Origin of the sequence: Enterobacter sp. 302C9 (assembly GCF_034106085.1) — a bacterium.
In the GTDB taxonomy this organism is placed as follows: domain Bacteria; phylum Pseudomonadota; class Gammaproteobacteria; order Enterobacterales; family Enterobacteriaceae; genus Enterobacter; species Enterobacter asburiae_B.
Map to the genome: position 1 here is coordinate 55,611 of NZ_JAWNBW010000016.1, position 11,918 is coordinate 67,528.

Here is an 11,918-nt window from a genome sequence, read left to right on the forward strand (position 1 = left end):
CCTTACTCCGCCGGGCGCGGTGCGGCGCTGTTATACACCCCAACGTAACGCGCAAATTTCCCGAGAAACACGCCGGCAAACACACCGCCGGAGACGATCGCCAGCGCGCTCATGGCGGGCTGCTGCATCGTCTGGGGAGAGACCGCGCTCATCACGCCCAGCACATACTTGACGCCGAACGCCAGCATCATAAACGGCAGCGCGGTGTAGTCTGCCTGGCGGTAAAGGGTGCGCGGCGCATCTGCGCGGGTGATAACCGCCTGCTTAATCAGGATATACCCCAGCGCGGCCCCGGCGAGGATCCCCGCCGTCCACAATGCGACAGTTCCGGGCGTCAGGGTGCGGTAGACCACCAGATCGTAGATATCCCAGATTAGAAATATTGCCGGAATGATGGCAAGCCTCTCCAGCGTAACGGTGGCAGGCCTGCGGGCTTTAATGCCGCGAGAGATAAGGAAGATAAACAGCACCCACACCCAGGCGGGCGTGTGCGTAACGACACCGAACAGAAATTCAAACATGGAGATCTCCATGGACGATCGCGGCCCGTGCCGCCTGAACGCGTATTGCGCATAACGGCAGGAAAACCATTATGCGCAGGTCTTTTACAGCGATTTTTTCAGGCGTTTAACCGCTTCCTTCAGCTCTTCATCCGTTGGCGTGACAAACGACATACGCAGCGTAGAATGGTCTGGCTCATTGCAGTAGAAAAATTCGCCCGGCACAAATACTACGCCGTTACTTAACGTTTTTTCCAGCCAGCGGGTGGTATTACTACCATTTTTCATATTCGCCCACAGGAACATGCCGCCCTTCGGCTTGTGGAACGACATCACATCGCCCAGCTCGGCCTCCAGCTCGGTTGCGAACGTCTGGTATTTCTGGCGATAGGCTTCGCGGATCGTTTTAATCTGAGCGGGCAGACGACCGGTTTTCAGGTATTCATACGTCATCAGCTGCGACAGCGTGCTGGTGTGCAGGTCGGTGGTTTGCTTAAGGTTTACTACTGCGCGCTTCAGCCATTCCGGCACCAGCACCCAGCCCACGCGGGTTCCTGGAGCAAGAATTTTGGAGAAGGTTGAGGTATACACCACGTTCTCTTCGTTGCCGATATCTTTGGCATGGGCAATTAACGGGCGGAAAACTTCATCGGTATAATTAATTTCGCTGTACGGATCGTCTTCAATAATGACGAAGTCATAGCGCTTCGATAATTCCACCAGCTGTTTGCGACGCGCCTCAGAAAGGGTTACCCCGCCAGGGTTGCCAAACGTCGGAACAATATAGACCGCTTTGATGGTTTTATTTGCCGCCAGCGCTTCAAGCTCGTCGACCTTCATTCCGTCGCCGTCGGTGCCAACGGATTCAAAATTCGCCTGCGCCAGGCCAAATACCTGCAGCGCAGCAAGATAGGTTGGACGCTCAACCACAACGGTATCGCCCGGGTTAATTAATGCACGCGCCAGCACGTCGAGGGACTGCTGTGAACCGGAGGTCACGACCACATCATCCGCCTTGCAGCGGATCCCGCGCCCTTCACAGATGCGCTGAATTTCTTCCCGTAGCCCCGGTACGCCTTCGGTCAGACCGTACTGAAAGGCCTCACCAAAATGCTGTGATAATACGGCATCAGCGGCAATTTTCAGCCCTTCGTGATCGAACAAGGCCGGGTTAGGAATCCCCCCACCCAGCGAAATGACGCCGGCCATTTTGCTATGTTTTAACAATTCACGGATGGCAGATGATTGCAGGCCCTGCGCGCTGCTGGCGAGTTTATTCACAGACATTCTTTGCATACCTTCTTTTTTTATAGTGTGCCCAATCTTAGCAGAATATGGGCGATAAATTCCGTTAGCTTAGGGAGAGGTCGTAAATCCTGACGCCACAGCAAATGCACGGGTCTCGGCGCCGGAATATACGCCTCCAGCACCCGCACCAGCCTGCCGCTTTCCAGATCTTCCGCCACCAGCACTTCCGGCTGCAGCAGCAGTCCCGCCCCGGCTCTCGCGGCCATCCGCAGCCCGTAGCCGTCGTTGCATCTTAAGACCGCGTCCCGCTTCCAGCGCACCTCGCCTTCGACGCCCGGCAGCCGCCACTCGTTGCGTGCGGTCCACACGCTGTGGGATAAGCAGAGATGATCCACCAGATCGGCAGGGGTTTGCGGCGTACCGTAGCGCGCAAGATAGTCCGGAGCGGCGCAGATCACCATCCGGTAAGGGCAGAGGTATTTCGCCACCAGATCGTCGTTGTGAATGTCGCCAATGCGAATGGCAAGATCGATACCCTCCTCCACCAGATCCACCATCCGGTTGGTGAGATCCAGCTCAATGCGCACCTCCGGGTAGCGTTGTAAAAAAGAGGCCGTAAGCGGCGCGATCGCGCTGCCGCCAAACGAGGTGGGCGCCGTCACGCGCAGGGTGCCGGACGGCGCGGCGCGCAGGCGTTCCACGGCGCTTTCGGCGATCGCGACCTGCTCCAGCACCCGCTTCGCCTCGTCGAAATAGACCCGCCCGGCGTCGGTCAGGCTCTGGCGCCGCGTGTTACGCTCCAGCAGGCGGGTGCCGAGCTGTGATTCCAGCAGCGCAACATATTTCCCCACCATTACCGCCGACATCTCCAGCCGTGCCGCCGCGCCGGTAAAGCTGCCGCTTTCAACCACGGCAATAAAGGTCTCCATGCTGCGAAGCTTATCCATATTCCAAACTCCTGGTTAGCAATCTTCTAACTTTAGCCCAGTTTATCTCCATTTTTATTTATTAAAGAATGGGGGCTCACAACATAAGGAGTCAGCTATGAAAATCGTCATTATTGGTGCCAGCGGTACGGTCGGTCATGCGGTAACGGAAGAGCTGAGTCGTCGCCACGAGGTCATCCGCGTCGGCCGCACGCAGGGCGACGAGCAGGTGGATATCACCTCGCAGGCGAGCGTCCAGGCGCTGTTTGAGAAAATCGGCCCGGTGGATGCGATTGTCTCCGCCAGCGGTGGCCTTTACTTTGGCCCGCTCGCGACCATGAAGGACAGCGACTTCGACCAGGGCCTGCAGGACAAGCTGCTCGGGCAGGTGCGCCTGGCGCTGACCGGCCAGCATTATCTGAACGAGGGCGGCTCGATTACGCTGATAAGCGGCATCGTGGCGCACGAGCCGATTGCCCAGGGCGTAAATGCCACCACGGTAAATGCGGCGCTGGAAGGATTTGTACGCGCCGCAGCCTGCGAGCTGCCGCGCGGGATCCGCATCAACCTGATTAGCCCGACGGTACTCACCGAATCCGTCGAAACGTACGACGGCTTCTTCCCGGGCTTTGAGAGCGTTCCCGCCGCGACCGTGGCGCAGGCCTATCGCCGCAGCGTGGAAGGCGTGCAGAGCGGGCGGGTGTATAGGGTGGGTTACTGAGCCTTACGGGCGGCGATCAGCACCAGCATCGGGCGCTCTGCCTCTTCGGCCAGCGCGGGCCAGGCGTCAATCTGCGCCTGCTCTGGACCCCACTCGTTGACGTCGCTTATTGTTAATCCGGCCCCGATCAGCGCGTTAAGCGTGGTGCCGAGCGTGCGGTGGTATTTAACCACCCCGTCCGCCAGCCAGTTGCTGACGCGTTTGCCTTCATCCTGATAATGGTTCACGCCCCAGAACCGCTCGCCGTTATCGTCGGTCAGCCAGCCCTGACGGGTGGCGCAGGTGTATATCGGGTGCTCCATCGAAAAGACCAGGCTGCCGCCGGGCTTGAGCGCGCGCTGAACCCTGGCGAATAACGTATCCAGTTCCGGCAGGTAGTGCAGCGCCAGCGAGCTGTAGACCAGATCGAGGCTATTCTCGTTAAGCTTAAGAGATTCCAGATCGCTACGCTGATAGTGAATCTGTGGGTCAGCGGTAAGCTCCGCCGCGCGGGCGAGCATCTTTTCTGAGATATCGACCCCCGTGATGTCAGCAGCGCCCAGCTCGCGGGCCGCGCGGCAGAACCAGCCGTAGCCGCAGCCGAGATCGACAACCGATTTGCCGGTTAAATCCGGCAGCATACTTTTTAGCGCGGGCCACTCCGGCGCGCCGTCCAGACCCTGCACCGAGCGTGGAAGCCGGGCGTAGCCTTCAAAAAACGCCGGATTGTCGTAGATATTTTGTGCCATGGCAGATTCCTCTTTGAGAATGTGCATAGCAGTATACTGCATTGTCGGGTGGCGGCTTCGCCTTACCCGACCTACGGAAGTGCGGCCTGATGCCCTCACCCCAACCCTCTCCCACAGGGAGAGGGAGAAATGCACCTCACCCCAACCCTCTCCTACAGGGAGAGGGAGAAATGCACGTCAACCCACCGAGCCCCAGACAAGGTTGCCCTTATGGAACGTCGCGGTGCGCGGAGAAATGCGCGCCACGGCCTCGGCGGAGCAGGAGGCATCCACCAGCACAAAGCTGGCGTCGTCCTGCGCTTTTGGCCACACGCGCTCGCCTTTGTCATTCAGCGGCAGCACGTCGCCGGTGGCAATACCGAGCGCGCGGGAGAGCGTCTGCTCGTTCGGGCGGATGTAGAGCTGAGCGTAAAGATTCGCTTTCTCCAGCATGTCCCCCAGACCGTACGGCGACCAGTGATCGATCACGCTGTCGGTCCCCGTCATCACGAACACGCCCTTCTCACGCAGCTGCTTCAGCGGCATATGCAGGGTGCCAATCGGCACGGTGGAGGCGATGGTCACCTGCTGCGCCGCCATGCGGGTGGCGATCTCATCCACCTGCTGCTCGTTGAGCGTCGCCAGCGCGAAGGCGTGGCTGATGGTCAGCTTGCCCTTCAGCTCCGGCGTTTTCTCCACGGTTTCCACCATATAGTTCACCGCCGCCACGCCCGCCGGGCTGGTTTCGTGCAGGTGGATATCCACCCCTTTGTCGTAGTCCAGCGCAATCTGGAACATGGTGTCGAGGGATTTCTCCATCGCGCCGTCGACGTTGGTAGGATCCAGCCCGCCCACGTAGTGCGCCCCGGCCTGCATCGCCTCGCGCATCAGCTTTTCGGAGTTTGACAGCAGCAGCCCGTGCTGCGGAAAAGCGACGATTTCGCAGTCAAAGCCGGGCTTACGGCGCGATAAAACCGCCTGCAGGTTTTCCAGATTCTTCAGGCCGGAGGTCGGCTCGATATTGCAGTGGCTGCGGGCGATGGTGGAGCCTTTCGACTGGATCAGATCGATCAGCTTTTCCGCGCGCTCCTGGGTGTAGGGCTGTAGCTCCGGCAGCAGCTTCTGCTCAAGGCGGATCATGTCCTGAATCGTGGTGCCCGCGGGGCGGTTCAGGGAGCGCCACGGACCGCCGTAAAAGGTTTTATCCAAGTGAATGTGCATGTCGCGCATCGCCGGGAGCATCAGCTTGCCGCCCGCATCGTAGTGCGGCAGCGTGGCGTCGGCGTGGCGCTTGTTATCGCGCAGGGCGACGATCTTCCCGTCGTTAATTTCCAGCGTTTTCAGCTCGGTGCGGGTGCTCGTCGCCACACCGCCGTCGACGTTGAACCCGGCCTCCAGCAGCACGTTGTCCAGATAGTAATGTTTCGCGGTGATGCTCATCGGTTTGCCCGTCTCGCAGGTTGGCTTCGCGGAGTCAGCAGCATACGCGACGGATCCGGTGGCGCCAAACAGCGCGCAGGCGGTGACCATTTTGCCGCTCTGGCTGATAAATTCGCGGCGGCTTTTGTTTTCACTCATCTTATCTTCCTTCATTAACAATATGGGTGCCGGTTTCCCCGCGCAGCGCCGCGGGCAGGCTGTCCGGCGAGGTGATAATCACGCGCCTGCCGCCGTGGTGTAAAAATTCCAGCGAGGCGACGATTTTGGGCAGCATGCTGCCCGCCGGGAAGTGGCCCTCTTCCCTGTAGCGCGTCATCTGCGCCACGCTGACGGTGTCCAGCGCCTGCTGGTTCGGCTTGCCGAAGTTGATGCACACCTTCTCCACGCCGGTGGTGATCGCCAGCACGTCGGCACCGATCTCCCGCGCCAGCAGCGCGGTAGAGAGATCTTTATCAATCACCGCGTCGACGCTCTGGTAGTCGCCCTGCTCGCTGCGAATCACGGGTATTCCGCCGCCGCCCGCGCCGATCACCACAAAGCCTTTTTGCGTCAGCGTTTTGATGGCGTCGGCCTCAACGATGCGCAGCGGCTGCGGTGAAGCCACCACGCGACGGTAGCCACGGCCTGAATCCTCGACAAAATGCCAGTCCGGGTGTGCCTGTTGGAGCTCGTCGCGCTGCGCCTCGGTGAAGAACGCACCGATAGGTTTCGTCGGGTGCGTAAAGCCCGGATCGTTTTTATCCACCTCCACCTGCGTGACGACCGTGACCGCTTTTTGCTCCCCGCGCGCGGCCAGGCGATTGTTGAGCGCCTGCTGGATCAGGTAGCCAATCCCGCCCTGGGTGTCCGCCACGCAGTTTGCCAGCGGGGTCAGCGGCAGCCCTTCCCGCTCGTGGGCGATTTCGGCGCGGCGCAGATCCAGCCCCACCTGGGGGCCGTTGCCGTGGGTGAGCACGATGTCATAGTCGGATGCCAGCATTTCCAGCACCGACTCTGCCACCGCTTTCACCGCCTGCGCCTGGTGTTCAATCGACTGGCTGGCGTTGTCTTTGATAATGCTGTTGCCGCCGATGGCGACGACCATAAGCTCTTTCATTTTGTGTCCTTTAGAAGGTGCGTTCTGGTGCCCTCACCCCGGCCCTCTCCCACAGGGAGAGGGGGAGTAACAGAGATATCCAGCACATGCTTCACCACAAACATGCCGCCCATCATCAGATACGCGGTGACGAACATCAGCGAACTGCCCTCGGCAAAGCCCACCACCGGGGCATGGATCACGCCAAACAGCGCCAGCAGCGCCCCGACGGAGGCCGCAACGGCTCCGCGCAGCGGCTTGTTGATGATGGCGAAAATGGCGATACAGCCCCACAGCATGCTGGCGAGCGGCGCGCCGTTGCCGAGATGCACCAGGCCTTCGTAGTAAATTCCTTTGCTGTGCAGCACGTCGGTGCCGATCTTCGCCGCGCTGGTGCCCGCCGCCCCCATCACGCTGTTCATCATCGTCAGCGCCCAGTTGGCGATCCACGGGAACAGGCAGATGAAGATCACCGGCACCTCCACTTTGGGCGTTTCCCTCACCACCTGGTTGGCGGTGACGACGCCGATAAACACCAGAATCGGCACGATGGCGGTCATCGGAATGATGGCGAGCATAAACGCCCCCAGCCCGAACAGCGGCACGATGAACATGGTCACGCCGGAGGCCAGCGTATAGCCGATGCTCGCGCCCATCGCTTTCCAGCCAGGATGGCCGACGTAGACCGTCACCGGGAACGGGTTCCCCATCAGGCAGCCGAGCATCGACGCCAGACCGTTCGCCAGCATCACCTTACGCGTCGGGTACGCATCTCCCGCCGCGTGGGCGCTTTCGATGTTCTCCAGGTCAAAGATGTAGTTCGCCAGCCCCAGCGGCACGGCAGAGGCCAGATACGGCAGCGCGTGCGGCAGGCCCTGCATGAAGCTGTCCACGTGCACTTCCGGCGGGTTAAAGCCGAAGGATGACATGGACGCTTTAATCGCTTCCGGGCTTTGCAGACCGGAGATCCACGCCAGTGCCGTACCGGCAATCAGCAGCAGCAGGCCGGTCGGGATACGGGCGAAAATCGGCTTTTTACCGAACCAGTTGATGAAGATCAGCAGCAGCACGATGAACGACACGGTCGGCGCTTCGAACGCCTGCAGCATCGGGTTCATCGCCAGCAGCAGCAGGCCCAAACCGGAGAGGCACGACAGCAGCACGGTACGCGGGATCATCTTGCGGATGGTTTCCCCCAGGAACGAACCGCCCGCGAGGATCATCGCCTCCACGAAGCACCACACCAGGCCAATCTGGATCGCGAAGTCCGCATCGCCGGTCTGCTGATACACCGGCATCAGCACCAGGAAAGTCACGGTAAAAATCGACGGCGCGCTCGGGCCGGACGGCAGCGCGGTCACGTCCGTACGCCCGGTGGCGCGCGCCATCTGCATGCCGAACCAGGCGTAGCAAATACTCGCGACCAGCACCGCCAGCCCGAAGGCCGGCGCGATGCGTCCATAAACAATCTCCTTCGGGATGCCGACGACAAAAATGAGCAGCCCCATCATGGTCAGCAAATTGGTCAGGTTATTGGTCATCAACCCGAAATACGCCGCCCAGTCACCTCTTTTCCACTCCAGCTTCATGTTTTTCATGGATGCATGCCTTATAAAAAGTAGCGATCGCGGAAGGTCAACAGCGCCTTTTCAAAACAGCTAAACGGCGGGTGAACGATGCCCGCCCCAATCATGCCGATGCCCGCGTCTTTATGGGCAATGGCGGTGTTAATCACCGGCAGAATGCCGCTGCCCGCGACTTTGGTGATGTCGATAGCGGTCGGAATGCCCATAAACGAGAGCAGCGGAATGGTGACGTTCGGGTTTTCGCCGAGGGTGATTTCGCGCATCTGGCGGGAAAAGTCGATGGCTTCCTCCACCGTGCCGCCCACCAGCGCAACGATTGCCGGGGCCGTCGCCATCGCAAAGCCGCCAATGCCGTAGGTTTCGGTGATGGCGCTGTCGCCGATGTCCAGCCCGGAGTCTTCCGGCTTATAGCCCGCGAACATCGGGCCAATTACCTGCTGCGCCGGGCCGGTGAACCACTGCCCCGGCAGGCCGGAAACGCGCAGGCCGAACTCGTATCCGTTACGCGCCATGGTGGTGACGATGGTGCTGTACTCAATGCCGTGAGCGGCGTCCAGCGCGGCCTTACACATCGCCATCCACGTCGGGCCGGAGAAGTAGTCGCTGCTGGCGACGAACTCGAACACCTCGCGCTGCTGCTCCACCGGATAGCCCGCCTGGATCAGCCCCGGCGTCAGCGCCTGGATCAATAGCGTGGTGCCCGCGTTGTTGCGGTTGTGGCACTCGTCGCCCATATGCAACGCCTGGGCCAGCATCAGGCGCAGGTCGATTTCGCCGACGATCTTCATCGCGTCGCGCAGCATCGGGCCAAGCACGTCGCGCATCCAGTTCAGGCGGTCGATCACGCTCTGGTCGTTGGCGCCCATGCGCAGGATCTTCGCCATCTGCTCGCTGAGGTTGGTGAACGCGCGGTTGCCGTAGGTTTTGTTCTCCACGATGTGCATAAACATCGACGCGGAGGTGACGCCCGCCATCGAGCCCACGCAGTCGTGCTCGTGGCACGGCGAGAAGGTAATTTCTCCCGAGGCGGCGAGCCTTGCCGCGTCGTCCAGATCTTTCGCCAGCCCTTCAAACACCAGCGCCCCGGTGACCGCGCCCTTCATCGCTCCGCACATGTTCTCCCAGGCGACAGGCGGACCGGCGTGCAGAATGGTGGTGCGGGTCATGCCCGGCACCACGTTAATGGCCTGGTCATAGCCCACCAGCACCGGATGAGACTGAATAATGCGCTCAAGGGCGATGCGGTTAGCGGCGGCGATTTTCTCCGCCAGCGGTTTTTCCGCCAGTTGGTCGAGCGCTTCAACGACCTGCATATTGCCCCGTCCCGGCGGCGTCCAGTCGAGCTGGGTGACGGGAACGTGCTGTTTTTTGAGATCGTCGCTGAACATTGCAATGCCGACGTTAATCACGTTCAGCGGCTGGTTGAATAAGGTCGTCATTATGCTTTCTCCCCTTTGCAGACAAATTCGCGTGCCAGTAATCCGGTGTTGGTGCTGCTGCTGGCCCAGATGACGCCTGCGTCGGTCAGCAGCTGGCACTGCTGCGCCAGCGACTGCGGATCCTGGTCGGTGCCGAGCACGTAGCCGAGAATTTCCAGCGGACGGTTATCGGCCTTCGCGATGGCCTGCGCCTCTTTAATGGCGTCGATCATCACGCCGACCGGATCCTCGTGCGCGCCAAAGCCCAGCACGAAGTCCATCACAATTACCCCGACTTCCGGGTCGCGGGCTTCCTGCTGCAGGCGGCTGATGCGGTTGGTCGGGTCGATCATCGGGTGCGGCTTGCCGTTGGTGAAGTCGTCGTCGCCAAAGTCGAGGAAGGTATGGGCTTTACTGACGCTTATGTCGCTCAGGCGCTTAGCCGGATCCGGCTGGATGTTGCTGTAGACGTCGTCGAATTTCTCCAGCGCCGCGAACATCGCCTCGTCGCACAGGGTGCCGCCGCAGAACAGGCCGCGAATGTACTTCTGCTGCGGGGTCAGGCGGGCGCGCACCTCTTCAATCAACGGCCAGTTGAGCGGATGCAGATCGAGGGACTCATTATTGATGCCGGTGAGCAGGACCGCCTTCAGGGCCGCCTCTTTGGTGCCGCGCGCAAACTGCAGGCCGTCTTCATCGGCGGGCGGTTCGCTGTGGCCGAGGAAGCAGACGACCACCGGCTTATGGCAGGCTCTGGCACGGGCCAGCACCTTTTCTGCCACGACGGGTGCCGGCGGCTTGGAGATCAGCGCAATCACCTCTGTACCCTCGTCGGCTTCGAGCATGTCGATGGCGTCGAGCATCATCAGGCCGCCGATCTTCTCGCTGAGATCGCGCCCACCGGTGCCAATCAGCTGCGACACGCCGCCGCCGAATTCGTGAATGCGCACGCTCAGCTCCTGGCTGCCGGTGCCGGATGCGCCTACGATGCCAATCGGTCCGCGGCGCACCGCGTTGGCGAAGCACAATCCCGCGCCGTTGATGATGGCGGTGCCGCAGTCCGGCCCCATCATCAGCAGCCCTTTCTTATGCGCCAGCTGCTTCAGCGCCAGCTCGTCGTCGAGCGACACGTTATCGGAAAACAGCATCACGTTAAGATCGTTTTCCAGCGCCTGGCGCGCTTCGCGGGCGGCGAAGGTGCCGTTGACGGAAATCACCGCGAGGTTGCTCTCCGGCCGATGGGTTTTGGCGCTGGCAATCGTGGCGTAGCGCGCTTCATGGGCGCCGCCGCTCTCTTTACGTGTGAACAGCGCTTCGATGGCCGCCAGCGTTTCATCATTCGCCGCGTCGCCTTTAATTACGATCATCAGGTCGCCGTTTTTGGCTTCCGCTAATTCCGGCGTTAATAGCCCGAGGTTTTTTAATACGCCTTTGTTCATTTCCGTCGCCATCGCGACAAACGCCTGCTCGACGCCCGGTAATTTATTGGCTTTGGTGGAAACGGACATTAATGAGACGGAGTCAAAATATGTGTTCTTTTTTATGACGATTTTTGTGGGCATTATTTTCTCCTGAACGCGGATAAAAGGGGGCCGCCGTCGTGCAAAATGCACGTCGGTAAAAATACTTTTTAAATTAACGGCCAGCCGGACGCGGCTGACCGAATGCGTTATGCGCCCGCCGTCAGCAGCAGGTCGGCTATTGCATCGAAGCCTTTTTCCCGCGCCAGCTCGAGCGGAGTTTTACCGTATTTATCGGTCATGTGCGGATTCGCGCCGTGATCCAGCAGCAGCTTGACGATCGCCTGCTGCTTTGCGCCGCCGTCGTTAAGCACGATCGCTTCCAGCAGCGGGGTCCAGCCGACAAAGTTGGTGTGGTTGACGTTAATATCGGTTTTTTCCAGCAGCTCGCGCACGATCTCCACGTGCCCTTTTTCGCTTGCAGGGGTAATGCCCACGCCGCCAAAGCGCGTCAGGCGGTCGAGATCCGGATTTGCCGGAAGGACAAGTCGCAGCAGGGTGATATCGTTGGTCAGGCAGCTAATCAGGAAAGGGTTAAAGCAGGTCTGATCCTGTTTATCAATGTCCGCCCCGGCGGCAATTAATAACGCCACGCAGTCATAATGCTTTTTCAGGCTGGCAATAATAACGGCGGTTCTTTTCTGTCGATTGGTGGCGTTAATATCCACGCCTTTCTCCAGACAGGCTTTTAGCGCATCGCTATTGCCCTCTTCTGCCGCCAGCAGAAATTCAGTAACGAGTTCGTTCGCAGACATATTCAGACTCCCAATGTTTTTA

The 11,918-nt window shown here is 60.2% G+C and carries 11 protein-coding genes; 1 reads left to right on the forward strand and 10 read right to left on the reverse strand.

Annotated features, from left to right (window positions below):
* Positions 1-2: 2 nt before the first annotated feature.
* From UR289_RS20660 to UR289_RS20670, 3 genes are all read right to left on the reverse strand, one after another.
* Entirely contained in the window at positions 3-521 is a 519-nt protein-coding gene (locus UR289_RS20660) for a DUF6622 family protein (RefSeq protein ID WP_069303206.1), read from the reverse strand.
* A gap of 84 nt (positions 522-605) precedes the next feature.
* On the reverse strand, positions 606-1,787 hold the full coding sequence (locus UR289_RS20665) for a PLP-dependent aminotransferase family protein (protein ID WP_320711485.1): 1,182 nt from the start codon (positions 1,785-1,787) through the stop codon (positions 606-608).
* Between the two features lie 20 nt (positions 1,788-1,807).
* Complete coding sequence (locus tag UR289_RS20670) at positions 1,808-2,695, reverse strand: LysR family transcriptional regulator (protein WP_033146345.1); 888 nt, start codon at positions 2,693-2,695, stop codon at positions 1,808-1,810.
* Positions 2,696-2,792: 97 nt separating this feature from the next.
* Here UR289_RS20670 and UR289_RS20675 point away from each other — a divergent pair, with 97 nt between their 5' ends.
* A complete protein-coding gene (locus UR289_RS20675; RefSeq protein WP_232938815.1) occupies positions 2,793-3,395 on the forward strand; it encodes a short chain dehydrogenase in 603 nt (200 codons plus the stop codon).
* On the opposite strand, the gene UR289_RS20680 is transcribed toward UR289_RS20675, so the two are convergent.
* The 7 genes from UR289_RS20680 to UR289_RS20710 form a co-directional block, all read right to left on the reverse strand.
* Entirely contained in the window at positions 3,389-4,123 is a 735-nt protein-coding gene (locus UR289_RS20680; RefSeq protein ID WP_232938814.1) for a class I SAM-dependent methyltransferase, read from the reverse strand. The genes UR289_RS20675 and UR289_RS20680 overlap by 7 nt on opposite strands.
* A 177-nt stretch (positions 4,124-4,300) precedes the next feature.
* Positions 4,301-5,680, reverse strand: coding sequence for an amidohydrolase family protein (locus tag UR289_RS20685; RefSeq protein ID WP_096151482.1), 1,380 nt, complete (start codon positions 5,678-5,680; stop codon positions 4,301-4,303).
* Between the two features lies 1 nt (position 5,681).
* Positions 5,682-6,638 carry a carbamate kinase family protein gene (locus UR289_RS20690; protein ID WP_047059377.1) on the reverse strand — a complete coding sequence of 319 codons (957 nt, stop codon included), beginning with the start codon at positions 6,636-6,638 and terminating at the stop codon, positions 5,682-5,684.
* Positions 6,635-8,215: a xanthine permease gene (locus tag UR289_RS20695; RefSeq protein ID WP_217071742.1), complete on the reverse strand. Its 1,581-nt coding sequence runs from the start codon at positions 8,213-8,215 to the stop codon at positions 6,635-6,637. The genes UR289_RS20690 and UR289_RS20695 overlap by 4 nt, the downstream gene beginning before the upstream one ends.
* Before the next feature lie 11 nt (positions 8,216-8,226).
* Entirely contained in the window at positions 8,227-9,642 is a 1,416-nt protein-coding gene (locus UR289_RS20700) for a DUF1116 domain-containing protein (protein ID WP_320711489.1), read from the reverse strand.
* A complete protein-coding gene (gene fdrA, locus UR289_RS20705) occupies positions 9,642-11,183 on the reverse strand; it encodes an acyl-CoA synthetase FdrA (RefSeq protein ID WP_320711491.1) in 1,542 nt (513 codons plus the stop codon). Before fdrA ends, UR289_RS20700 begins: the two co-directional genes overlap by 1 nt.
* 107 nt (positions 11,184-11,290) lie before the next feature.
* Positions 11,291-11,896 (reverse strand): ankyrin repeat domain-containing protein, encoded by a 606-nt coding sequence (locus UR289_RS20710; RefSeq protein WP_320711493.1) that lies wholly within the window; start codon positions 11,894-11,896, stop codon positions 11,291-11,293.
* Between the last annotated feature and the right edge of the window lie 22 nt (positions 11,897-11,918).